At 70.6% G+C, this 24094-nt stretch carries 22 protein-coding genes; 14 read left to right on the forward strand and 8 right to left on the reverse strand.

What is annotated here, in order from left to right; translation table 11 throughout:
• Positions 1–66: 66 nt before the first annotated feature.
• The 4 genes from ACBJ59_RS45245 to ACBJ59_RS45260 all read left to right on the forward strand — a co-directional run bounded on the left by ACBJ59_RS45245 (position 67) and on the right by ACBJ59_RS45260 (position 6430).
• Positions 67–339: a WXG100 family type VII secretion target gene (locus ACBJ59_RS45245; RefSeq protein ID WP_364112490.1), complete on the forward strand. Its 273-nt coding sequence runs from the start codon at positions 67–69 to the stop codon at positions 337–339.
• A 228-nt stretch (positions 340–567) separates the two neighbouring features.
• Entirely contained in the window at positions 568–2796 is a 2229-nt protein-coding gene (locus ACBJ59_RS45250) for a protein kinase (protein ID WP_375116267.1), read from the forward strand.
• A gap of 22 nt (positions 2797–2818) precedes the next feature.
• On the forward strand, positions 2819–3961 hold the full coding sequence (locus ACBJ59_RS45255) for a S8 family serine peptidase (protein ID WP_375116268.1): 1143 nt from the start codon (positions 2819–2821) through the stop codon (positions 3959–3961).
• A 108-nt stretch (positions 3962–4069) separates the two neighbouring features.
• Positions 4070–6430, forward strand: coding sequence for a serine/threonine protein kinase (locus tag ACBJ59_RS45260; protein ID WP_375116269.1), 2361 nt, complete (start codon positions 4070–4072; stop codon positions 6428–6430).
• A gap of 71 nt (positions 6431–6501) precedes the next feature.
• Here ACBJ59_RS45260 and ACBJ59_RS45265 read toward each other — a convergent pair whose 3' ends face one another.
• From ACBJ59_RS45265 to eccCa, 7 genes are all read right to left on the reverse strand, one after another.
• A complete protein-coding gene (locus tag ACBJ59_RS45265; RefSeq protein ID WP_375116405.1) occupies positions 6502–6789 on the reverse strand; it encodes a YbaB/EbfC family nucleoid-associated protein in 288 nt (95 codons plus the stop codon).
• Positions 6790–6801: 12 nt separating this feature from the next.
• Entirely contained in the window at positions 6802–7191 is a 390-nt protein-coding gene (locus tag ACBJ59_RS45270; RefSeq protein WP_375116270.1) for a YbaB/EbfC family nucleoid-associated protein, read from the reverse strand.
• Positions 7188–8042: a hypothetical protein gene (locus ACBJ59_RS45275; RefSeq protein ID WP_375116271.1), complete on the reverse strand. Its 855-nt coding sequence runs from the start codon at positions 8040–8042 to the stop codon at positions 7188–7190. The genes ACBJ59_RS45270 and ACBJ59_RS45275 overlap by 4 nt, the downstream gene beginning before the upstream one ends.
• 9 nt (positions 8043–8051) lie before the next feature.
• Complete coding sequence (locus ACBJ59_RS45280; protein WP_375116272.1) at positions 8052–8543, reverse strand: hypothetical protein; 492 nt, start codon at positions 8541–8543, stop codon at positions 8052–8054.
• A gap of 266 nt (positions 8544–8809) precedes the next feature.
• Positions 8810–9949: a WXG100 family type VII secretion target gene (locus tag ACBJ59_RS45285; protein ID WP_375116273.1), complete on the reverse strand. Its 1140-nt coding sequence runs from the start codon at positions 9947–9949 to the stop codon at positions 8810–8812.
• Positions 9946–10254 carry a hypothetical protein gene (locus ACBJ59_RS45290; RefSeq protein ID WP_375116274.1) on the reverse strand — a complete coding sequence of 103 codons (309 nt, stop codon included), beginning with the start codon at positions 10252–10254 and terminating at the stop codon, positions 9946–9948. The genes ACBJ59_RS45285 and ACBJ59_RS45290 overlap by 4 nt, the downstream gene beginning before the upstream one ends.
• A 61-nt stretch (positions 10255–10315) precedes the next feature.
• Positions 10316–14296 carry a type VII secretion protein EccCa gene (gene eccCa / locus ACBJ59_RS45295; protein ID WP_375116275.1) on the reverse strand — a complete coding sequence of 1327 codons (3981 nt, stop codon included), beginning with the start codon at positions 14294–14296 and terminating at the stop codon, positions 10316–10318.
• 213 nt (positions 14297–14509) lie between these two features.
• Between eccCa and eccD the strand changes: the two genes are divergently transcribed.
• From eccD to ACBJ59_RS45335, 8 genes are all read left to right on the forward strand, one after another.
• Complete coding sequence (gene eccD / locus ACBJ59_RS45300) at positions 14510–15880, forward strand: type VII secretion integral membrane protein EccD (RefSeq protein ID WP_375116276.1); 1371 nt, start codon at positions 14510–14512, stop codon at positions 15878–15880.
• A 21-nt stretch (positions 15881–15901) separates the two neighbouring features.
• Positions 15902–16345: a YbaB/EbfC family nucleoid-associated protein gene (locus tag ACBJ59_RS45305; protein ID WP_375116277.1), complete on the forward strand. Its 444-nt coding sequence runs from the start codon at positions 15902–15904 to the stop codon at positions 16343–16345.
• A 262-nt stretch (positions 16346–16607) separates the two neighbouring features.
• Complete coding sequence (locus ACBJ59_RS45310) at positions 16608–16925, forward strand: WXG100 family type VII secretion target (protein WP_375116278.1); 318 nt, start codon at positions 16608–16610, stop codon at positions 16923–16925.
• A 17-nt stretch (positions 16926–16942) separates the two neighbouring features.
• The gene (locus tag ACBJ59_RS45315; RefSeq protein ID WP_375116279.1) at positions 16943–17248 is read left to right on the forward strand and encodes a WXG100 family type VII secretion target; all 306 of its coding nucleotides are present in this window, start codon (positions 16943–16945) and stop codon (positions 17246–17248) included.
• A gap of 72 nt (positions 17249–17320) precedes the next feature.
• Positions 17321–17710: a hypothetical protein gene (locus tag ACBJ59_RS45320; protein ID WP_375116280.1), complete on the forward strand. Its 390-nt coding sequence runs from the start codon at positions 17321–17323 to the stop codon at positions 17708–17710.
• On the forward strand, positions 17710–19041 hold the full coding sequence (locus ACBJ59_RS45325; protein WP_375116281.1) for a hypothetical protein: 1332 nt from the start codon (positions 17710–17712) through the stop codon (positions 19039–19041). The genes ACBJ59_RS45320 and ACBJ59_RS45325 overlap by 1 nt, the downstream gene beginning before the upstream one ends.
• Positions 19038–20093: a hypothetical protein gene (locus ACBJ59_RS45330; RefSeq protein WP_375116282.1), complete on the forward strand. Its 1056-nt coding sequence runs from the start codon at positions 19038–19040 to the stop codon at positions 20091–20093. Before ACBJ59_RS45325 ends, ACBJ59_RS45330 begins: the two co-directional genes overlap by 4 nt.
• Positions 20090–20836 carry a WXG100 family type VII secretion target gene (locus tag ACBJ59_RS45335; RefSeq protein WP_375116283.1) on the forward strand — a complete coding sequence of 249 codons (747 nt, stop codon included), beginning with the start codon at positions 20090–20092 and terminating at the stop codon, positions 20834–20836. Before ACBJ59_RS45330 ends, ACBJ59_RS45335 begins: the two co-directional genes overlap by 4 nt.
• Before the next feature lie 6 nt (positions 20837–20842).
• On the opposite strand, the gene eccB is transcribed toward ACBJ59_RS45335, so the two are convergent.
• Positions 20843–22270 (reverse strand): type VII secretion protein EccB, encoded by a 1428-nt coding sequence (eccB, locus tag ACBJ59_RS45340; RefSeq protein WP_375116284.1) that lies wholly within the window; start codon positions 22268–22270, stop codon positions 20843–20845.
• Positions 22271–22363: 93 nt separating this feature from the next.
• On the opposite strand from eccB, the gene ACBJ59_RS45345 reads away from it, so the two are divergent.
• Together ACBJ59_RS45345 and ACBJ59_RS45350 are read left to right on the forward strand one after the other, a co-directional pair.
• Entirely contained in the window at positions 22364–22750 is a 387-nt protein-coding gene (locus ACBJ59_RS45345) for a hypothetical protein (RefSeq protein ID WP_375116285.1), read from the forward strand.
• A gap of 5 nt (positions 22751–22755) precedes the next feature.
• Entirely contained in the window at positions 22756–24084 is a 1329-nt protein-coding gene (locus ACBJ59_RS45350; RefSeq protein ID WP_375116286.1) for a WXG100 family type VII secretion target, read from the forward strand.
• The last annotated feature ends 10 nt before the right edge of the window (positions 24085–24094 follow it).

The raw sequence follows: 24094 nt of genomic DNA on the forward strand, positions 1-24094 counted from the left end.
ACGCGGGCGACGGGCGGTGGCCCTTCCTTAGTGTGAGGGCGCTTTCACAGGTTCCAGGAGGTATGCATGAGCCAGAGCATGCTCGGCGGCGACCCCGCGGAAATGCAGCAGATGTCCACGCAGTTCACGCAGCAGTCGGAGGCGGTCCGCACCACCATGACCGCGCTCGACCGCGAGGCCGCCAAGGTCGGCACCGCGTGGACGGGGCCGGGAGCGCAGCGCTTCCAGCAGGCGTGGCAGAACTACCGCACCGCGTTCCAGCGCATGACCGAGGAACTCGCGGAAGCTTCGCGGGTCATCGGGACCTACCGGCAGAACATCGAGTCCGCCACGAAATGATCAACGAGAGGGGCCCTGGCGAGGGAGCTGGGGCTTCTTTCCGTTGAACGGGCGCGCGCGATGGCTGAACGGGCGCGCGACGGCTGAACGGGCGCGCGGAGCCCTGGCCGCCCGCTCGAACGCCAATTGACGGTTGACAGTCAGAGTGCGCGACCGAAACCCCTGATGCTTATGGGGCTTATTTGGTTAAATGTCCTCCGATCATGACGTAATCCCGAAAGGACGGTCATGGCGGAGAAGGACGCCTCCCAGCCGGAGCGGATAGGTGGCCATGAGATCACCGGCCGCCTGGGTGAGGGGCCGCGTGGCGTCGTCTACCTGGGCCGGGAGTCCGAAGAGGCGCCCCAGGTGGCTGTCAAGACGCTGAGCGTCACCCCTGACGCCGACCCCGGTTTCGGGGCCCGGCTGAAGAGCGTCACGCGGGTGTCCAGCTCGTACGTGGCCCGCACGTTCGACGCCGGCACCGACAACGGGCTGGCGTACGTGATCAGGGAGCACATCGAGGGCCGGTCGCTGGCCGAGGCCGTCGCGGCGGACGGGCCGCTGACCGGGGACGCGCTGGAGCGGGTCGCGGTGGGCACGCTGACCGCGCTGACCGCCGTCCACCTGGCCGGGTTCGCGCACCGCGGCCTCACACCGTCGAACGTGATCCTCACCGTCGAGGGGCCGCGCGTCACCGACATCGAGCTCGGGGATCCGGCCGGCGAGATCGGCCACCGGGCGCCCGAGCAGCTCGGCGGGCTGCAGTACGGGCCGTACGCCGACGTCTTCTCCTGGGCCACCACCGTGGTGTTCGCCGCCACCGGGTCCGCACCCTTCGGGCACGACCCGGAGAACGTGCTGAACGGGGAGCCCGAGATCGGGGAGCTGCCCGAGCCGCTGCGGCAGGTGGTGCTGGCCGCGCTCGCCAAGAAGGCGGACGGGCGGCCCACGGCGTACACGGCGTTGCTGCGGCTGCTGGGCGACCGCAACACGCCCGTGCCCGCGCCGCCGGCCGCCGGGAGCCCGGTGCCGCCGCCCGCTGTCGGGAGCCCGGTGCCGCCGCCGGCGATCCTGCCCATCCAGCTGCCCGTCGACGGCGCTCAGACGCCGCTGATGCCGCCGCCCGCAGCCCCCATGGACCGACACCCCGCCCACCCCGCACCCGTCCACCCCGCACCCGTCCAGCCCGCCCCGGTCCAGCCCGCACCGGTCCAGCCCGGTTCCATGGGCCCGGGGCCGATCGGAGCGGTCCCGATGGAGCCGATGGCGCAGGCCCCGACGGGACAGGCCCCGACGGGACAGGCCCCGATGGGCCAGGGGCCGATGGGGCTCGGGACGGCGGGGCCCGCGTACGAGCCTCAGATGTGGGGACCTCCGCCCGGCCCCGCGCAGCAGGGCCCGCCCCAGCCTCCGGCTCCCCCGGCGGTGCCCGGGCAGGGCGACGGGCGGGAGCGCAGGCCGTTCCCCGTGGGGCTCGTGGCGGGCCTCACCGCCGTCGTGCTCCTGTCGGGCCTTGGCGTGTGGGGCGCGAGCCAGTACTCCGGCAAGGTCAAGTTCGCCCCGATCGCCGCCGCCACCCGGGAGGCCACCGGGGGAGGCGCCTTCTCCGCCCTGAACCAGGGGGAAGGGGCCGTGACGGGCGCGCCCACGCAGCCGCAGCCCGAGATGACCGCGCCGTGGGTGGACACGGCCGCCCCGGACGAGAGCGGCGTCGGCCCGATGACGCTCCCCACCGAGGACCCGACCGGCTCGCCGACGGTCCCGGTGCTCACGACGGTGCCGACCCCCGGACCGATCTCGACGCAGCCGGTGCCGCTCCCCACCGCCCAGCCCACGGGGACGCAGCAGCCACAGCCGTCGGCGAAGCCCACCAAGAGCCCCAAGCCCAAGGCCACGGTCACCAAGACGGTCCCGCACTCCAGGAGGCCGACGCCGAGCCCGACGCGGACCACCCAGGAGCCCGCGCCCACCCCCACGAGGACCACATCGAGGCCGGCGCCCACGAGGACGACGCAGGAGTCGAAGCCGACTCCCACGAAGACGACCCAGAAGCCGGCTCCCACGAAGACGACCCAGAAGCCGACGCCGACCAGGACGACGCAGAAGCCGACGCCGACTCCGACCAGGACGACCCCGCCGCCCGTCAAGAAGAACCCCTACACCGCGGCCCAGGTGTGCGGTGGCGGTTTCGTCGTCCAGCGGTCGAGCTCGTTCACCGGCGGCACCACGTACCAGCTGTGGAACAACAGCACGGGGCAGAACTGCGTGGTCACCCTCAAGTCGGGCGCGGACGTCGGCAGGTCCACCCGGGTGAGCGCCACTCTGGAGGTGCAGGGCGGTGGCAGCAAGACCGACGCCGGGAACTTCGAGTATTACGCCGGCCCGGTCATCCTGGCGGCCAAGGGCAAGTGTGTCCGCTACTCCGGCAGCGCGGGTTCAGGGAGCACGAGTGCGGGGTGGGCCAACTGCGGCTAGGTTGCGTCTACGCTTGCCCGTCATGATTGGTCGCGCCCTTTTCGCGAGCCTGATCGCCCTGCACGTCCTCGGCGCTCCGGCGGCCGCCGCGCCCGAGGACTGCAACCCGGAGAAAGGCACGCTGAAGCTGCCGGCCAGCGAGCCGTGGGCGCAGAAACGGCTCGACATCAAGAACGCCTGGCGGCTGACCAGGGGCGCCGGCGTGACGGTCGCGGTCGTCGACAGCGGCGCCGACTACCACCCGCAGGTCCAGCTTTCCAAGATCATTGACGAGACGCACACCGGCCACCGCGACTGCGTGGGCCACGGGACGGCCGTCTCGGGCATCATCGGCGCCCGCTATCTGGCCGGCGTGCCCTTCCACGGCGTCGCGCCCGACGCCGAGATCGTGATGCTCAAGCAGAGCAACAAGCCCGAGGGCGACATCAACAAGCTGGTCGACGCCATCAACGACGCCGTCGCGGCCAAGGCGGAGGTGATCAACGTCTCCGTGCGCGCCTCCGACCACCCCGGGCTGCGCGCCGCCGTCCAGCGGGCGCTCGACCAGGACATCGTGGTGGTCGCCGCGGCCGGGAACGTCACAGGCCCCGACGACGAGGACGTGCCCGCCTATCCCGCGGCGTACGAGGGCGTGCTGGCCGTGGGCGCGGCCACCCCCGACGGCCGCCGCGCCGACTCCTCCAACGCCACCACCCCGGTCGGCGTGCTCGGCCCCGGCACGGAAATCACCGCTCCCTGGCCGGGTCGCGCCTACAAGCGTGGCCTGCAGGGCACCAGCTTCGCCACGCCCTACGTCGCGGGCACCGCCGCGCTCGTGCGGGCCCGCTTCCCGAAGCTCACCCAGGAGCAGGTGCGCCGCCGCATCATCGCCACCGCCGACGGCACCGCCGGTGTGGGCACCGGCACGGGGATGGTGAACCCGGTGCTCGCGCTCACTGCCGTGCTGCCCTACGAAGCCGTCAACGCGCCCGTGGTGGCCGAGCCGCCGCCCACCGCGCTGCCGGCGGACGCCATCGCCAAGGTCCCTCCCCGCGACGAGACCGCCATCGGCATCTCCATGGCGGTGGGATTCGGCGCGGTGCTGGCGATCGCGGTGGCGGGCGCGCTCGCGCTGCTCGTTCCCCTGGGCCGGCGCAGGGGCTGGCGGCCCGGCCGGCCGTCCTGAGGGTTGCGGTTCGGTGAATTATCGATTTGCTGACGAAACCACTGATGCGAATGTGACGGATTTGGTTGAATGTCCCCTTGAGATCTTGCAGTAACTGAAGGGACAGAGATGCATCCCGTGCGGCCGGGCGATCCCGAGAAGCTGGGCGCGTACGTCATCTCAGGACGCCTTCCCGATGGGCCGAACGGTACGGCCTATCTCGGCAAGGAGTCCGAGGACGCGCCCCTGAGAGTGATCAAGTTATTGCCCGCCGCCCCTGAACAGGGCGGCGACGACATTGCTCGGCTCACCGGGGTGCAACGCGTCTCCAGCTCGTACATCGCGAGGACCCTGGAAGCCGGTCAGCACGGTGACCTGCCCTACGTCGTGCGCGAGTACGTCGAGGGGCGCAGCCTCGCCGAGATCGTGGCGGAGGACGGTCCGCTCGACGCCGACGCGCTCGAGCGGGTGGCCGTGGGTGTGCTGACCGCGCTGACCGCGGTGCACCTGGCCGGCATCACGCACCGCGGGCTCACCCCGCACAACGTGATCATCGGCGCCGACGGCCCCCGGGTGACGGACGTCGACCTCGGAGAACCCGCCGGCGAGGTGGGGTACCGGGCTCCTGAGCAGCTCAGGGGATTGAGGTACGGGCCGTACGCCGACATATTCGCCTGGGCCGCGACGGTGGTGTTCGCCGCGACCGGGAAGCCGCCGTTCGGGCACGACGCCGAGGCGGTGCTGAACGGGCAACCCGAAGTGGGGAACCTGGGCGAGCCGCTGCGCCAGGTAGTGCTGTCCGCGCTGGCCAAGGACGTCACGCCGCGCCCGACCACGTACATGGCGCTGCTGCGGCTCCTCGGGGACAAGAAGGGCGGCGCCGCCGCCCTGGCGCAGAAGCCGCCGTCTCAGCCGGGCGCCCCGATCGAAGGCGTGCCCGTCAGCGGCGTGCCGGGGCAGGGTGTGCCCGGCGCGCCCGTCCATGGCGTCCCTGTGCAGGGTGTGCCGGGCACGCTCGTTCATGGCGTGCCTTTACAGGGTGTGCCGGGCGCGCCCCTTCATGGCGTGCCCGTGCAGGGCGGCCCCGTGCCCTCCGGCATGCCGGCGGAGGGGATGCCGCCGCAGGCCGGAGCGCCCATGCTGCCGCAGCAGACGTGGGGGCCGCCGCCCGTGCCGCAGGAGCACGCCCATGGCGGTCCGCCGCCGATGGAGGGTGTGCCGGTGCCGCCTCCCGGCCCGATGTGGGAGCCGCCGCGCTCCGAGCGGCAGGCGACCGTTGCCGGGGAGACGGTGTCCTCCCGTCCCCCTCGCCGCTTCCCTCTGGGACTCGCCGCCGCGGTGACCGCGCTGGCGCTGCTGTCCGCCGTGGGGCTGTGGAGCGCCAACCGGTACGCGTCGACGCAGCGTTTCGAGCCCGTGGCCGCGGCCGTGGGCACCCCGTCGGCGAACGCCCAGGCGGCTGACGGGTCGCAGGACGTCCCGCAGCAGGGCCAGCCGCAGCAGCCGGGGCAGGACCAGCCGGGGCAGGGCCAGACGGGACAGGACCAGCCGGGGCAGGCCGAGGTGACCGTGCCCTGGGCGGACAAGTCGGCCACCGACCCGAACGACGTGGGCCCGCTGGTGCTCCCGACGGAATGGACGTCGCAGGCGCCCACGCCGCCCGAGCTCAGCACCGTACCGACACCGGTGCCGGTCAACACCCAGCCGGTCACGCAACCGACGGCGTCGGCCGCGCCCACGTCGGCCGCTCCGACGACCTCCGCGCCCGCGTCGGCCGCGCCCACGGTGACCGTGACGCAGACCCCGACGCCGTCGCCGACCCAGAGTCCGACGCCGTCGAACGCGCTCATCACCGATCCGGAGACGACCGCCACCCCGACCCCGACGCCGTCCTCGGCTCAGACTCCCGCGCCGACCGTCACGGTCACCGTGACGCCGACGCCGACGGTGACGACCACCGCGAAGCCGACGACCAGGCCGACGGTGACGACCACCGCCAAGCCCACGACCACCGCCAAGCCCACGACCACCGCGAAGCCGACGACCACCGTCAAGCCGACGACCAGGCCGCCGACTTCGACGCCCGCGCCGACGAGGAGCACGGCCGGGCCCAGGCCCACCACGATCGGGCCGAAGCCCACCACGGCCAGCCCACCGCCGCCGATGCGCAACCCGTACTCGCCGGTGCAGGTCTGCGGGGCGGGCTTCTTCGTGCAGCGCAGCAAGGCCTTCCCCGGCGGCGAGACGTTCCAGCTCTACAACTCCGGCACCGGTGAGAACTGCGTGGTCACGATGAAGACCACGGACGTCGGCAAGCCGACCCGGGTGAGCGCCACGCTCGAGGTTCAGGGCGGTCCCGGCAGCACTCAGAGCGGCAACTACGACTTCTACGCCGGCCCCGTCAAGCTGCCCGCCAAGGGCAAGTGCGTGCGCTTCTCGGGCAGCGTCGGGTCCTCCGGCACCGACGCGAACTGGTCCAACTGCGGCTGACCGCACCACGGCACCGCGCGAGAACCCCCTCCGGATACTTCCGGAGGGGGTTCTCGTTCAGTACCTCACGGTCAGGGACGCAGGTCGTCCATCAGCTCGTCCTTGGCGGCCGCCGCGGCCGCCTCCGCCCGGACGACGGCGGCCAGGATCTCGTCGCCGAGGCGGCGGGCGTCCAGCCGTTTCCTGCTCAGGGGATGGATCTCCAGCTCGACCAGGGCGCCGAGAGCGTCGGTCGTGGCCACGATCCGGCCCTCGTCGGCGCGGCCGACGAACCGGCGCGTGCCCCACTCGGCCGCCAGTTCCTCGGCCCGCCTGGCGGCCGCGGCCAGCTTGTCCAGGCGTGCCATCGCCTCCAGCATCTCCCGCACGGCTCATCCCTCCCGCATCACTCGCTGGACGTGCGGCGCCAGCGGGTCCTGTGCCGCTCGCCCGGACGCCTCCAGGCCGGAGAGCTCGGCCGTCAGCTCCGTCAGACGCTCGCCCATGGCGGCGTGGGCCGCGCCGATCGCCTCCTTGACGGCCTCGGCGAGCTGGACGTGGTCGAGGTCGCGCAGGCCGCGCCCGTCGATGCTCAGCCCGAGCAGGCGGCCGGCGCCGGAGACCCGGGCGCGTACGACCCCGCCGGCGTCGGCGCCCTCCAGGTGCTCCCGGGCCAGGTCGTCCATCCTGCTCGCGAGCGTGCCGGTCCAGTCGTTGATCTCCCGCAGCAGGCCCGCGAGGTCGCCTTCCCTGCCTTCGGCGAAGGCGTTGATCTCTTTCATTCGTTCTCCGTGGCCGGGACCCAGAGGTCCTGCACCCTGTCCGGGTCGTCGATGGTGGAGGCGAGGTTGAGGTCGCGCGGCCCCAGGTCCGGGTTGCCGGACTGGTAGAAGGCGCCCCTCAGGTCGTTGAGCCGCAGCTCCAGGCTGTTGAGGCTGCCTTCGTTGGCGAGGTAGATGTCGCCGAACTGCTTGACCAGGTTGCCGAGCGCACCCATGAAGACGCCGACCTGGGTCATGAGGGCGGCCCGTCCCACGGGGTGCGCGCTCAAGGAGGTCAGGGTTCTGAGGACCGGTGCCGAGGCGGCGTACAGGCCGAAGACCGACAGGTCGTACTCGAGCACCTCCTTGAACTGGCTGTGCATGGTGCTGCTCATGTCGTCGCTGACCTTGCCGAGCTGGCCGAACAGGCCGTTGACGTTGAACCTGATGTACTGCTGGAGCATCTCGGACGCATGGCCCTTCCAGTGCGGCGAGACGTTGTCGAAGTAGCCGCGCCACAGGTTCGACCTGTTGCCCTCCAGCGAGCCGGACATCTCCTTCCAGGTCTCCCGCCTGTCGTAGAACAGGAACGGGTTGCCGAGATTGAGCGTGGCCGCGACGTCCAGGCCGAGCGCCGCCACGCCCAGCCCGGACATCAGCATGGCCCCCCGGGTGCTCTGCCGGAGCGGGTTCAGCTGGGTGACCAGGCGTTTGTAGAAGCCCGGGTCGGTACGCGCGGCGGCGGGCGGCACCTGGACGGTCCTCGCGACGGTGCCGTTGGAGTTGGCTATGTGGAGCTGCTGCGTGGCCTGCGGGGCGGTGCCCTGACCGGGGATGATCAGCCTCGGCGGCTGGTTCGATGGAGTCGACATGCGTCCTTCTCAGTTGTCTCCGCCGGGGTTTTCCGCGTTCCGGTAGTTCTGTGCCGACCTGGTGATCTTGCCGCTGTCGGCGGCGAGGACGCCGTGCAGGATCCCCGCGCTGTCCCCCCAGGTGTCGGAGATGCGGTTGAACCGGCCGACGAACGCCAGGCCGACGATGGGGACACCGGCGAGGGGGGCCAGGTTCCAGCCCTCGAAGCGGGGGGTCCGGTCCCTGACGAGGCCGACGCCCTGAGCCGTGGCGCTCATGGCCCCGGCGAACGCGTCGAGGTAGCCGGCCTGGGTCTCGTACCCGGGAAGGTCCGACGAGCCGCCGGGGTTCTCACGCTCTCTGGAGGTGTTGGCGGGCTCGTTGGCGTTCGTGGGCGCCGTGGTGGGCCGCAACGAGGGCGGCAGGCACACGGGCGGCGGGCACTTCGGAGAGTGGGGGCACGGGCTGACCAGCGACGGGCTCGGCGTGGCTGTTCCGGACGGGCTCGTGGTGGGGGTCACCGATGGCGACGGGGTGGGGGTCCCCGATGGCGACGGGGTGGGGGTTCCCGATGGGGACGGGGTGGTGGTTACCGTCGGGGTGGGGGTTCCCGATGGGGACGGTGACGCCGACGGAGTCGGTTCGGGTGTCGTCGAGGCGCTCGGCGAATATGGAGTCGACACTCGATCTTTGTACACCGGCACAATCCCACCAAATGGGCCTTTAACCAGGTAGTACGCAATATAAGATCAGAATTAATGCATGCGTAACCTGATCTTTCCTGGCTTCAGTAGGGCCGGTAGCCGCCTCCCCTTTCCAGGGATGAGATGCCCGGATGGCCGCCGAGATCGCCGTAGCGGCTGTAGGTGTACAGGACGCCGGCGATGATGTTGTCCACCGGCTCCCGGATCTGGCCGTAACCGGGCAGGGCGTGCGCGTTGAAGGTGGGCGGGATGGTCTGCATCAGACCCTGGGACGGCACGCCGTTCTTGGCGTTGATGTCCCAGTTGTTGATCGCGTTGGGGTTGCCGCCGGACTCGTGGTAGATGACCGTCCAGATGCGCTGGATGTCCTTGGGGTCGTTCGGGTCCAGGTCGCTCACGTCCAGGCCCCGCCGCCTCATGATCGCGGCCATCTCGGGCGACTTGATGATCGTGAGAGCCTGCTTGATCCAGTCGACCACCTGGCCCTTGGGCGCCGGGGCGTTGCCGTACGACGACGGCGCGCCGGCACCCCCGCCACCACCGCCGCCCCCACCTCCGCCGCCGCCTCCGCCTCCCGCAAGGTCGGGGTGGAGGCCGCCGGGGCCGTCCGCCGAGGCGAGCCTGGTGGGGGAATAGCCGGTGATCTTCTGCCAGTCCACCTTGTGGTCCCCCGGCAGGAAGTCGGCGCCGCCGGGCTGCCGGATGCCCCTGAAGAAGCCGAACCCTTCCTCGCCGAGCTGACCGCTGAGCGCCGTCGTGGCGGTGGACAGGGCGTTCCCGGCTTCGGTGACGGCCTGGCCGGCGGTGGTGACCGGGTCGCCGAGCTTGTCCTTGACGTAGTCGTCGATCTCGGCCTGCGTGGCGTCGCGGTGGTCGCGCTTGTACTCGTTCTGCGCCGAGACCGCGGCGTCATGCAGCCCGCTGACCGTGGTGTAGGCCGATTCCAGCTTGGTGGCGGCGGTGTCGAGCGCGGTGGCGCAGGAGGAGAGGGCCCCGTTCAGGTCCTGGCCGGCCCGGGGGTAGGCCGCCATGTGGTCGGCGAAGGCGACGGCCGAGTCGCCCTGCCAGGCCTTGCCCACCTCGGTGACGCTCCTGGCGAGCTGGTTCGTGGAGGTGGAGACGTGCCCGCCGATCGACCGCAGGCCGGCGGCGATGTTCCTGATCGCCGCCGGGTCGCCGTCGACCTGGGTCTTCAGCGCCGCCAGGCTCTCGACGACGCTCATGCGCCGGATCCCGTTTCGGCGCCGCGGAAGTTGGCGGCGACCTGGCCGAGCGCGCGCTCGACGTTCGCCATGCGGTTGCGCCCCTCACCGAGCTCGGCCCTGACCGATTCCCAGACCGCGTCGATCTTGGCGGCCAGTTCGGTGGCGCCTTCGAGCTCCCCGAAGATGGCGGTCCCGGTGTCGCCCCGTGGCGGGGTGACGTCGGTGTTCACGAACGCGTCGTCGAAGTCGAGCATGTTCTTCACCCTGTGGGCCTGCCGCCCGCATTCCTCGAGTGCTTGGACGTGCACGTCCACGTAGCTCATGGGGCTCCCCGACCGTCTGTGAGAACGCGAAACGCGATCATGATTGACACCTTCACGGATGCTACGGCTGTTCCAGGTAAGCGGTCTGGATCAGACGCGCGCCGTACTTCCTGTCGACGTAGAAGCCGCGCCCCACGGGCAGCTGCTGCGGGCGTATGTTGCCGAAGAGCTGACCCTCGTCCCTGTTGCCCGACATGATCAGCGCCGGGCCGGCCATCTCCTTCATGCGCTGGACGGCCTGGTCGTACATGGCGCGGCTGGCGCCACCGCTCTGCCTGGCCAGCACGAGGTGCAGGCCGATGTCGCGGGCCTGCGGCAGCAGCTCGGTCAGCGGCGCCAGCGGGTTGTTCGAGGTGGCCACGAGGTCGTAGTCGTCCACGACGATGTACAGGTCCGAGCCCTGCCACCAGCTCCGGCTGCGCAGCTGCTCCGGCGTGAGGTCGGCCGGGGGCAGGCGCTTGAGCAGGGCCGAGCGGGCGTCCTGGATGAGCTCGGCGGCCGCGGTGCTGGAGGCGGCGTAGCCGATGCGGTGCTCGGTCACCGCCGTGTCCAGCAGCGAGCGCCGGTAGTCGATCACGATCATCATGGCCTCGCGCGGCGTCTTCCTCCGGACCACCCCCTCCATGATGAGCTTGAGCACGTTGGACTTGCCGCACTCGTTGTCGCCGAACACGATGAAGTGCGGGTCGGCGTCGAAGTCGATCATGACGGGTGAGAGGGAGTCCTCGTCGATGCCGATCGCGATGCGCTGCGGGCCCGTCTGGTCCTGTCCCGGCAGGGATGCCGCGGGCAGCAGCGCGGGCAGCAGGCGCACCGGCGGCGCCGAGGGTCCCTGCCAGGACTCTCGTACGATCTCCACCAGCGACCGCAGCCCCTCGGAGACGTCCTCGGAGGTGCGCTGGCCGTCGATCCGCGGCAGCGTCGTGAGGAAATGCATGCCGTCCCTGGTCAAGCCGCGCCCTGGCGCCCCTTCCGGCACCGCGAGCGACGCCTTCCTGCTGATCTCCGACTCGTACGCGTCGCCCAGCTTGAACTCGATCCTGGTGCCGAACAGGTCCCTGATGGCCGGCCGGAACTCCGACCACTTGTTCGTCGTGGTGACGACGTGGATGCCGTAGCCGAGCCCGCGCGCCGCCAGATCGGTGATCACGGCCTCCAGGCTCTCGAAGTCCTGCCTGATCGTCAGCCACCCGTCGATGACCAGGAACACGTCGCCCCAGCCGTCGCTCTGGATGCTGCCGTCGGCGACCATCCGCCGGTAGGTGGCCATGGACTCGATGCCGGCCTCGGCGAAGCCCCGCTCCCGCTGCCGCAGGATCCCGGAGACCTCGGCGACGGTCCTGCGTACCCGGTCGGCGTCCAGCCTGCTGGTGACGCCGCCCACGTGCGGCAGCCCCTCCAGCGCCGCCAGGCCGCCGCCGCCGAAGTCCAGGCAGTAGAACTGCACCTCGCGCGGTGTGTGGGTGAGCGCCATGCCGGCGATCAGCGTGCGCAGCACGTTGGTCTTGCCGCTCTGCGGCCCGCCGGCCACGCCGATGTGCCCGGCCGCCCCGGACAGATCCAGCCAGTACGGATCCCGCCGCTGCTCGAACGGCCGGTCGATGATCCCGATGACGGCGTGCAGCTTGCCCCTGCCGTCCCAGCCGGGCGTGGACAGGCCGAGCTCCGGCGTGACCGACAGCGGCGGCAGCAGGTGGGTGAGCGTGGGCGACTGGTCGAGCGGGGGCAGCCAGATGCGATGGGCCGCCGGGCCGTGTCCGGCCAGCCGCTGGACGACGATGTCGAGCAGGCTGTCCTGCTGGCCGCGCTCGTCCATCTCCACGGACGGGGTCTCTTTAGGCGGCTGCGGCACGACGGGCAGCGGCATGTAGGCCGAGCCGTACTCGACGACCTGGCGCAGGATGGTGTGGCCGTCGTCGGCGCCGCCGCGGCGGCCGTCGCCCTGGTAGGGGCCCGAGACGTAGGCGGCCTTGAACCTGGTCATGCCCGAGGTGTCGTACTTGAGGTAGGCGTTGCCGGGCGCCGAGGGCAGCTCGTACGCGTCGGCCACGCCCAGCACGACCCGGCTCTCCATCGCGGAGAACGTGCGCAGGCCGATCCGGTACGACAGGTGCGTGTCCAGGCCGCGCAGCCGCCCCTCCTCCAGCCGTTGCGAGGCCAGCAGCAGGTGCACGCCGAGCGAGCGGCCCAGGCGGCCGATCATCACGAACAGGTCGATGAACTCCGGCTTGGCCGTCAGCAGCTCGCTGAACTCGTCGAGCACCACGAACAGCGTCGGCAGCGGCGCCAGCTCCGCCCCCTGCTCCCTGGCCCGCTCGTAGTCGCGCAACGAGGCGAAGTTGCCCGCCGCGCGCAGCAGCTCCTGCCTGCGCACCATCTCGCCGTGCAGCGCGTCGTGCATGCGGTCGACCAGCGGCAGCTCGTCCTCCAGGTTGGTGATGACCGCGGAGACGTGGGCGAGCGAGTCCAGGCCCAGGAAGGTCGCGCCGCCCTTGAAGTCGACCAGGACGAAGTTGAGGATCTCCGGGGAATGCGTGACGGCCAGCCCCAGCACCAGCGTGCGCAGCAGCTCGCTCTTGCCGGAGCCGGTGGCCCCGATCACCAGCCCGTGCGGGCCCATGCCGCCCTGCGCCGACTCCTTGATGTCCAGCTCCACCACCCGGCCGTCGGCCCCGAGCCCGAGCGGCACGCGCAGTCTGTTGCGGCCGGCTCGCGGGCGCCAGGTGACCGTCGGGTCCAGGAGGGCCGGGTCGCCGACGCCCAGGAGCTCGGTCAGCGTGGTGTTGACCGCCAGCACGTCTTCGGCCTCGCCGCCGGAGGCCGCCGAGGCCCGCAGCGGCGCGAGCTGTCTGGCCAGGCCCTCCGCCCGCATGTAGTCGAGGCTGTCGGGGTCGCCGAACCGGGTCCGGTGCTCCTTGCCCGCATGGTCGATCTTCACCATGTGGAACCCGTCGGGGTGGACGTCCAGGCGCAACGTGAACTGCTCCGCCACGTCGGAGGTCGAGCCGGACAGGTCGATCACCGTCACGCCCTGGATGGCGTCGCCGCCGAGCTGGGAGTCGTGCGGCACGTGCCCGCCGTCCACGATGAGCACGTGGTACGGCAACGTGTCCGCCGCCGCTCCCGGCCGGAACCGGGCGCGTTCCTTGAGCTCGCCCCCGACCAGCCGGTCCAGCTCGGCCAGATTCTCCGCCATCAGCCGCACCTGCCCGGCCGCGTCCACCTCCTCGGGATGCAGCGCGTGCGGCAGCCACTTGACCCATTCCCAGTGGGGCATCCACTCCGCCCCGGCGCACACCATGATGCGCATGTCGTCGGGCGAGTGGAACACGGTCAGCTGGGCGATCATCGCGCGTAGCAGGTCGCGCACGGCGACCGGGTCGCCGTTCACCCGGATCCGGGCGAACGAGCCGAGCGCCACGGCGACGGGCAGCTCGGCGACCGTCGAATGGGCCCGGATGAACCTGCGCAGCGCGCCGGCCGACAGCGCGTCCAGGTCCTCGACGGGCTTGGAGTCCGGCGGGATGAGCTGGACGGCCAGCTTCTGGACGCCGGTGCCCAGGCGTACGGTCGCGAAGTCCTCGTCGCGGGGGCGCCGTTCCCACAGCCGGGGGCTCATGGCGATCCACCACAGGGCGTCGGGCTCGGGACCACTCCACTCCAGGGCCTCGCGTTGCTGGCGGGCCGCGCGCCTGGTCCGCTTGCGGATCTGGCTCAGGTATCGGAAGTAGTCGCGGCGGGCGCCGTTGAGCCGGTATTTCCGCTCGCCCGACTGGCGGCCCATCTGGCCCAGCGTCATGCCGATCATGGACAGCGCGAACAGGCCGCTGGCCACGTACATGATCGGGTTGGCGTTGCCGAAGGAGGTGAACATCAAGGCCATCGCGGCCGCCCCCGCTCCCATGGGGAGGTAGGTGAGGACCAGCGCGAAGCCCTGGCCCTGGACTTCGGGGATTTCGGGAGGCGACTCGATCAGAATTTCGCCACGCGGGGGCTTGGGGCCGGGGCGGCGTTCTGGGCGACGTACGACGACGATGCTCATCGAGACGTTCTTATCAGAAAAGACCAGATATGTTCTCTGTTGTCCGTGAACCACTGGTGGGACCGGAGAGTTGAGATGGGACAAATCGTTCAGGGGCCTCCACTCGGTCCGCCGGGTCCGCCGATGAGGCAGGGCCCGCCGCCCGGGTATCCCGGACCCCCTGGTCCGCCGCCTCAAGGGCCGTTCCAGCAGGGTGCCCTGGCGCAGGTTCCCATGCCGCTGCCGACCCAGTGCCACGTGACGATCGTCGGCCCGCGGCGCAGGGCCGACCTGGCGCTGCCCGCCGACGTCCCGCTGCCGAACGTGCTTCCCGGCCTGCTGCGCGCGCTGGGAGAGGTGGGCGGCGAGGCGGCGGCCGCTCCCGGGTGGGCGCTGCAGCGGCTGGGCGGGGCGCCGCTCGATCTGGGGCAGAGCCTCGGCGCGCTGGGCGTGCTCGACGGCGAGATCCTCTACCTCAGGCCCCGCGAGGCGATCATGCCGCCCGCGCACTATGACGACGTGGCGGACGTGGTCGCCGGCGGGGTGCGCGAGGGCGGCGTCTGGTCGGCCAAGCACACCAGGATCGTGGGCGCCGGCGGCGCGGTCGGACTGCTCGTCCTGGGCGGGTTCGGCCTGGCCATGTCCGGCATGTCAGGTCTTATCGTCACGATCGTGGCCGGGCTGCTGGCACTGCTGCTGGTCGTCACCGGCACGCTGCTGTCCAGGGCGGTCGGCGACTCGATGGCCGGGGCCCTGATCGGGCACGCGGCACTGCCGTACGGGTTCGTCGCAGGCCTGTTCGCCCCAGGCGGGACCCCGCTCGGGTTCGGCGTGCCGCACCTGCTGGCGGCGCTGGCCTGCACGGCGCTGGTGGCGGCGGTCGCCGGGGCGCTGATCTCCGACGGCGTCGCCGGCTTCCTCGGCACGGCCGTCGCCGCCACGGTCGCGGGGATCTGCTCCGCGGTCGTGATGGTGTGGCCGTTGCCGCCCGCCGGAGTGGCGGCGGTGGCCATCGCGGTGTTGCTGGCGTTCAGCCCGCTGATACCCACCTTGGCGTTCAAGCTCGCCAAGGTGCCGCTGCCGGCCATGCCGACGACCGCGGAGGAACTCCGCAGCGACAACCAGCGCCTGGACGCCGCGGCCATCCAGGAGCGCACCAGGGGCGCACAGCGCTACGCCACCGGCATGATCGCGGCGATCGGCCTGTCCGCGCTGGTCGCGCAGCTGCTGCTGGTGTTCGCCGACGGCTGGGTCCCGGTCGTCATGATGGTGTCGCTGTCGCTCACGCTCATCATGCGGGCCCGGGTCTTCCGCGGGCTCGGCCAGCGGATCTGGCTCATCGGTTCGGGCCTGGCGGGCTTCGCCATGCTCGCGCTGTCCCTGGTCGGCTCCGGTGAGCTCGTCGGGTCGCTGGCCGTGGCCATCGGGGTGCTGTGGCTGGCGCTGACGAGCGTGGGCATCGGGCTCTGGCTGGCGACGGGGAAACCCTCGCCGTTCTGGGGCCGCGCGGCCGACATCCTGGACGTCGTGCTGATCGTGCAGCTTTTCCCGCTCGCGCTGGGCGTGCTCGAGGTCTACACGTGGGTGCGCGGGCTGTCCGGTTGATCTGTTCAGAGAGGTAGTGGGATGCAGGAGTTCGGCGACTTCGCGAACATCGACATCGACAAGTTGCTGAAGGGCGCCGACGAGCAGATCGGGCTCTTGGAGCGGTTCCAGCGGGACGTGGGCTCGTACGTCGGCCACGCCCAGGACGAGAACGGCATGGTCACCGTGGAGTACGACCACCAGGGCGTACGGGAGCTGGAGCTGCATCCCAAGGCGATGCGCCTGGCCTCGGGCGAGCTGGCCGACCTGATCAAGACGGCCATCGCGGACGCCTCGGCGGACTTCCAGAAGCAGTTCAGCGCCGGCATGCGGGAGCTGTTCGGCGACGACGAGGATCCGATGAAGTACGTCAACGACCCCGACGCCGCGCTCAGCAAGCTCAAGGAGGCGGAGTCGCTCCACGAGCAGGCGTTCACGGACGTCATGGGCCAGCTCAATCAGATCCGCCGCCGGATGGACCTCTGACGTGGTCCGTCCACCGCCGCGGTTCGCCACCTGTCAGGGCATGGTAGGCCGTCCAGCAGGGCGTTCATCCAAAAGTCGCCGGGGCGCGACTGATCCGTAATCTGTGATTACTGGGAATTACGGGGCTATTGGTGGCTAACATGCAATTTGAGGTTGATCGCGGGGGTAGTCGGTTCCACTCAGGGGTGACCGCCCGCCGGAGCAGCAACGCCATACCGACTTGGAGGTCCAGGTGGCACTGTACGGGGCCAGCCCTACTCAGTTGACGAACGCGGCAGGCTACTGCCAGGAGACCGCCCAGTACATCGAGGGCATGCGGCAGCGGGTCGAGCAGATCAAGGCCGACCTCACCACTCAGGGCTGGAAGGGCGGCGCGTCCCAGAAGTTCGCCACGGCCCTCACGCAGTGGGACGGCGAGTTCAGGGGAGTCATCCAGATCCTCGAGGACATCTACGACCGGCTGAACATGGGCGCCGGCGTCTACCGGAACGCCGCCGACCAGAACATGGACATCGCCGGCGGCTTCGTCGGGGCCGGCGAGGCCGGTCGTATCGACTCCCTCATCAACGCCAACCGCTGAGCAGGACGGAGAACGCCATGACGATGCCCGACGACTACACCTACGTCCGGTTCGGCTCGATGGAGCAGGCCTACGAGCAGCTCCAGAAGATCGTCACCGAGCTCGACCGGGCCACCGACGACCTCTACGCCGACATCAAGAAGGAGCTCGGCGCGAGCTGGGAGGGCGAGGCCGAGACCTTCTTCGAGGACAAGCGCCGCCGGTGGAACGAGCACGAGAAGGCGATGGGCCAGCAGCTGTTCCAGGCCGCGTCGGCGGTCAACGTCGCCAAGGGCAACTACGAGAGCGCCGAACGGCGCAACATCAGCATCTGGACGGACTGACACGGGCTCGTTGATCCCCTCTCGGTCATCGCCGGACGCGGTGGCCGAGAGTTCTGCTGCTAGAGGTGAGGTATGACAAGCAGGGATGCGACGGACGGGGGCACCGATCCGCTGTCTGTCGATCCGAACCTGTTCGGTGACGGCCGCGAGAACTCACCGGTCGGCATACGGGCCATCGCACAGGAATTGAGGATCAACCTCGACGCCATGCTCGGCGGCGGCGAGCGGCCCAACGGGAACGTCAATCAGATCTCGACGGACGGCGAGCTCTCGGCCGCCCAGATCGGCCAGTGGGACGACGCGCAGGCCCTTGCCTCGACCGTCGGATCGAGCAACGCGGGCAGGAAGTTCGCCGAGGTCTACCAGAAGTTCATCGAGGCTTACCAGAGCGTGGTCGAGGCCGTGGAGGCCAGCGCGGACAACCACGACCGGGCTCGCCGGGCCAACGAGGGTGATGTCTGATGGGTGAGCGGGAGGTCGTCACCATCCTGTCCTTCGGCAACCTGCCGGAGGGCACCTGGGTCACGAAGACCAAGAGCGAGATCAAGGCGCTGCTCCAGAACACCGACCCCTTCTACATCGAGGGCACCGGGCAGACCTACCAGAACGCGGCGACCAAGATCGAGCAGGCCGTCACCGCTCTGGAGGAGCACGCGCCCAAGATCGCCGAGGTCTGGCAGGGTCCGGACGCCTCCCGGGCCCGCCACGCGCTCGAGATGCTGCACGCCTCCGGCAACGAGCTGTCCACCAAGCTGTCCATGATGGGCGGGGCGCTGCAGACGTACGCGGCCCACCTCAGGGAGACGCAGGGCAAGGTCGACGAAGAGGTGACGGTCCCGGCCGCCGGGTCCATGACCTCCTCCGAGGAGGAGCTCGTCAGGGAGGGCCTGGAGAACACCAAGGCCCAGCGCGCGCTCTATGAGCTCAACCAGAAGATCGTCAGCATCTACGACATCGAGGTGCCGCACAGCGTCTCCTACGAGCTCCCCGCGGTCAGCCTGCCCGCCGCCCCGGTGGACACGCAGGACCCGAAGTACCCCACGGGCTCCGGGACGCAGGGCCCCACCTTCCGCACGCCCCTGAGCGAGATCAGCGGCGGCTCCAACGGCGGTGGCTCGGGAGGATTCGGCACGACGAACACCGGCGGCGGCAGCACCGGTTCGCTTCCCGGCGGCTCCAACCCTGGGGGATCCGATCCCGGTGGCTCCAACCCGGGTGGTACCCACCCGGGCGGCTCCGACCCCGACACGCCCGGCTCGAACAACCCGGAGAACCCGCAGAACCCGGATGCCCCGGTCGATCCGGCGCCGGACGCGCCCACGACCGAGGATCCCGGGCAGGCGCAGAACCCTGTCACGGGAACCGGCGACGACGACACCGTGCCGCCGGTCATCGGCACTGACGACAAGACGACCATCGACGGCGCGAACGGCACGGATCCCCGCCAGACGGACATGGCGAGCTACCAGCCGACCACCGCCACGATCGCCTCTCCGGCCACGCCTCCCACCACCACGATCAGCCCGTCGTACGGTTACGCCCCCGCGCCCGTGGGCGGTTCGCCGGGCACCCCCGCGGTGATCGGCTCGCCGGGTATCGGCACCGGCCAAACCGCACTGACCTCGTCCGGCTCCCGCGGTGCCGGCGGGACGTCGGCCGGCGCGCCCTTCCTGCCGTTCATGGGCGGCGGGGCCGGAGGCGAGCACGGTGACCTGGAACGGAGCACGTACATGCCGGAAGACAAGAGCGCCTGGACAGTCGGCTGCGAGACAACGGACCCCGTGATCGGATGACGAACAACAGGTCGAATCCCTACGTGCCGGACTTCGGCAGCCAGGGATTCCAGATGTCGTCGGGCATCTCCTTCACCAAGGAGGAGCTGGATGCCGGCGCCGGCAAGATCAGCCCGGAGGTCGACCGCGTCGATGCTCTGGAGAGGCAGACCGGCGGCCTGGGCGTGCCCTGGCCGCACTTCGGCGTGATCGGCATGGGGATCCAGAGCGTCCACGGGGACGCGATCAACCAGCAGAAAGAGGCGCTGGCCAGGGCTCGCCGGGCGCTGGAGACCTGGATGCCGGCCCTCACGGCGGCCGATCGCAACTACCAGCAGGCCGACGACGACAGCGGTGACGGGCTGGGCGACCTCGGTGGCGCAGGCGATCTCGGTGGCGCGGGCGATCTCGGCGGCATGGGGAACCTCGGCGGTGCCGGGGATCTCGGCGGCCTGAAGCCGGACCTGCCCACCGGCGCGGGCGACATGCCCGACATGCCGGACACCGACCTGCCCGGGCCCCCCGACGGCACGCTGCCTGACGGCACGCTCCCCGACGGCACCCTTCCCGACGGGACGCTGCCGGACGGCACGCTGCCCGGCGGCGAGCTCCCGGGGGCGGGGAACCTGCCCGGCACCGACCTGCCCCAGCAGAACCTGCCGACCACCGATCCAGCGGACATGAGAGTCCCCAGCATCGACTCGGCGCTCAACCCGGCCAAGACCGACCTGTCGTCCTACCAGCCCACGACGCCGCAGCTGCCGGGCAACCTGCCGTCCGCGGACCCCTCCGGCCTGGGCACCCGTACGGGACCTGGCTCCATCGGGGGATCCGGCGCCGGGCTGGGAGCGGGGATCGGCCCGAACGCCGGCATCGCGGGCGTCGGCGCGGGGCTGCGCGGGGCGGGCACGCCGGGCGTGCCGATGATGCCGATGATGCCGATGGGCGGTGCGGGCGGAGCGGGCGACCAGGAACGCGACCGGGACAAGACCGTCGGGCTCTCCGAGGACGAGGGCGTCTGGGGCGGCGATGAGGACATCGCACCCCAGGTGATCGGACAGGAGGACCTGTGAGCATCTACAAGGAAACCTACATGGCGGCCGCGAGCACGGCCTTGGTCGCGGCCGGCATGATCTGGAGACCGTGGGGCTTCTACGTCGCCGCCACCATCGGCACCATGATCTCCGATCCCGAGGGCATGACGGAATCGGCTGCGGGCTGGCGGACGGAAGAGCTCGTGACGCTGGGCGCGCAGCTCGACGCGCTGAAGACCCAGCTCAAGGATCAGGGGACGTGGGAAGGAAGCGCGTTCGACGCCTTCGAGAGCGTCCATACGAGCTTCAAGAACTCGATCGACGATCTCAATGCGGCCAGGGACGACACCGGCCAGGCGGTCGACTCGGCGGCCGGCTTCTACCGTGTCGGCGCCATCGTCTGCTCGGCCGTCGCCCTCGCCATGCTGGGGTGGGGGATCGCGAAGATGGCCATGAGGTTCAACCCGGCCACCGCTGTCGCCGCGGAGACCACGGACGCCGCCGTGGGCAATGCCGCCACCTCCACGATCAGAACTGTGGCCAAGAGGCACCTCATGGTGGCCGGCGGCATGGCCGCGGTCCTGGCCGTCGTCGTGCAGCAGTCCAAGATGACCGGCAAGATCTTCCCCACGCTCGAGGCGATGCCGACCCAGATGTCCACCATGCAGAACGGCGGCTCGACCCCGTTCACCAACGACGGCATGACCTACGACGAGGACATGGCCACCCTCACCCCGCAGATCGACGAAACCATGACGCAGGGCGGCGGCTTCCAGATCTAGGCGGCGTCACTGCGCCGGCTGGATCGCCTGGACCTCCTGCACGGGTGTCCTGGCGGCCGCCGGGTCCAGAGCGGGGCCGTCAGGGATCAGCCGCAGCAGGTGGGCGGGCACCGGTGCGACGTCCGTCGCCTCGTACCCCAGCTTGCCTATCGCGTCCGCCGAGGTCAGCCGGAACCTCCTGCCCTGGTCCGTGATGAGCGAGAACTGCTGCACCGCCGACAGTTGCCCGTCGCCCGGCAGGGTGCCGGCCAGCACCGCGCTGCCCGGCGGGAGCAGGACCTGGTCGACCTTGTCCGCGCCGGCGCGCACCGTCGGCGCCGGGATGCGGATCTTGCTGCCGGTGGTCAGCACGGCCCTGGTCGAGCCCTTCCCGGTGTTCGCGTACACCGCGCAGAGCGGGGCCGACACGCCGGGCGCGCGGAAACGCGGCATGGTGGCCGGCAGGCCGTTGTTCAGCATGGTGCGCGCGGACGCCTTCATCGCGTTGGCGCTCGCCGCGTCGATCGGCGTCTCGCGGACCGGGCTCCTGCCGTAGGCCGCCTTGCTGGCCGGGTCCTGGAGCAGGAGCATCGCCTGGGTGTGGCTGATCGGCGCCAGGCCGTCGGCCAGCAGGACGTACCAGCGCTCGTTCGAGCCCGCCACGGACGCCACCTTGTACACGTGCCCGACCCTGGCCGCCTTCCCGCCGGGGCCGGCCGCCTTCCTGCCGTGCTGCGGGACCTTGGGAGCCGCGAAGTCGACGCCCGCGGGGATGGCGTTGATCCACGAGGTGGGCACGCGACGTGGCGTCTGGTCGCTGAGCCGGCTCACGTTCGCCGCCCGGAGGCGCTGGTTGGCCCAGAGCACCCAGCTCTGCTGCCCGTCGCTGACGAGCAGCGCCTCGCCGCCCACGGGCGTCCCGCCGATCTCGGTCCCGGCCACGAGGGTCACGAACGGCTTGGGCAGGCCGGAGGCATCGGCCCCCTCGGTCACGCACGCCGACCACGGGGCCTTGACCAGCCGATCCCGCTTGGGCAACGAGTCCGGCGCCCCCTGGATGCCCACCTTCCGGCCACGGGCGAAGCCGGCCAGCGACTCCGCGGACACCGTTCTGACCTGGATGTCGGCGCTGTCGAGCATCAGGCGTGCGGAAACGTAGTTCGCCACCGGCTGGAGCTGGCCGGTCTGCTGGTTGTAGACGTACGAGGCCCCGGTCTCCTCCTCGATGAGCAGTTGACCGGCCGCGGTCAGCTTGGTGGCGTTCCCCGGGCTGAGCAGCCCCCAGATCCCGAACCCGGCGACGATCAGGATCGCGATCAGCAGGCCCGCGAACGTCGCCACGTTCTGCCGTCGCATGGGGGATTCCGGCACATCCGGCTCCCCCTGCACCAGAGCCATCCCCAGGCGCTGCGCCATCAAGCGCTGTGCCTGATAAAGGTCCTTCTGGGTCTGCATATTGCCTAATGTTACGCATGTTGACTATGTGTTTTCTGTACGGCAAAGAAACATCCGAGTAAGCTGCTTGATCGAGTGCCAAGGGGGAGGCTCGTGGGAGAGACACAACCGCCCGGCGACTGGCCAGGGCTTGAACCCGAACGCGACGGCGTGACGTACGACGCCCAGAAGATCTCGAACATCGCCGGAGAGCTGCGCGAGGTGATGAAGCCCATCAGCGGTGAGGGCCGTACCCAGCGCCAGGGCTCGATCAACGACCTCAGCGTTTACGGCGACCTCTCCGACGTGCGTCGCCACCTGCTGAGCATCGACAACTGGCAGGGTGGCGCCGCCTTCGCCGCCACGCTGGTACAGAGCTACCAGGAGTTCATCACCGTCTACGAGGACGTCCTGGAGAACTTCGCCACCGCGATCACCCTGGTGGAAGCCGGGGCCGGCACCTATCAGGTGACCAACGCCGCCAACGAGGGCGAGGTCTGATCGGCGTGGGAGAGAACAAGCGCGAGATCCACCTGCTGAAGCCCGCCTGCATGCCCTGGACCGTCGAGACGAGCGGCCGGAGCGTCGAGGAGGTCGTCACCTTCATCAACGGCTTCGACGAGACGCGCATCGAGCAGGCGGCCACCGCCTACAACGACGCCCACACGGCGGTCACCACCGCCAAGAACGGGCTGGAGGCGCAGGCCCGCAAGCTCGCCGAGGTCTGGGAGGGCCCTGCCTCGGTCGAGGCCCAGCAAGCGCTCGGGATCCTCTATGTGACGCTGGGCGAGCTGGCCGACAAGCTGAAGAAGATGGCCGAACCCATCTCGGCCCTCGCGACGGTGGTGAGCAAGCACAAGTCGTTCGTCAATGACGGCTGGAAGGGGATCATGCCCACCTGGGCCAACCAGGGTGGACTGACCGGCGGCAGCTGGAACGACAGCATCGCGGACCTCTACAGCGTCTACACCGGCGTCTACGGGGGCGACAGCGCCACCGGGGACTGGGGGTCCCAGGACGAGCTGGCGGGGCTCCACCTGAAGACGTTCGGCGACGACCTCTCGCACGTCCACATCATGATCCCGGACACGGTGGAGAAGGTGCTCCGGGACATCCGCCCCCCGCAGATGCCGCAAGAAGACCCCGACCCGATCGACTACTCCCAGTTCGGCAACCGTGACACGGGCGGCCTGACCCCCGCCTCGTACGGAAACACCGATATGTCCGGAATGCCGACCGGAGGTCCGGGCACCGGAGGACCCACCTTCGGCGCCCTGGATCCGTCGACCGATCCCTCGACACCGAACACTCCCGGCTATCCCGGGACGAATCCGCCCGGCTACCCCCCGACCGACTCCCCGACCGGGCCTGACTCGAACGGCCAGAACCCGGATGGCCAGAATCCGAACGGCCAGAATCCCGGCGGTCAGTACCCGAACGGCCAGTACCCGAACGGCCAGTACCCGAACGGCCAGAATCCCGGCTCGGGAACGAACACCAACTTGCAGGACTACCGGCCCACGACGGCATCCACGGTTCCCACCGGGACCGTCCCCACCACGAACAGCTACGGCAGCCCCACCTCGTCGTACGGGCCCGGCACGTCCGGGGGCGTGTACGGCGGCGGGGGCGGAGTGATGCCGGCCGGAGGCGCGCCGGGCGTCGGCGCCACGCGCGCCGGCGGCACGGGCATGCCCTTCCTGCCGATGGGCGGGATGGGCGGCGCCGGAGCGGGCCAGGAATCCCAGGACCGGGAATCGAGCACCTGGCTCCACGAGGACGACGACGTGTGGGGCGGCGACTCGGACTCGGTGGTGAACGACCGGATCGGCTGACACGCCGTGC

The organism is Nonomuraea sp. MTCD27 (assembly GCF_041950495.1).
GTDB lineage: Bacteria > Actinomycetota > Actinomycetes > Streptosporangiales > Streptosporangiaceae > Nonomuraea.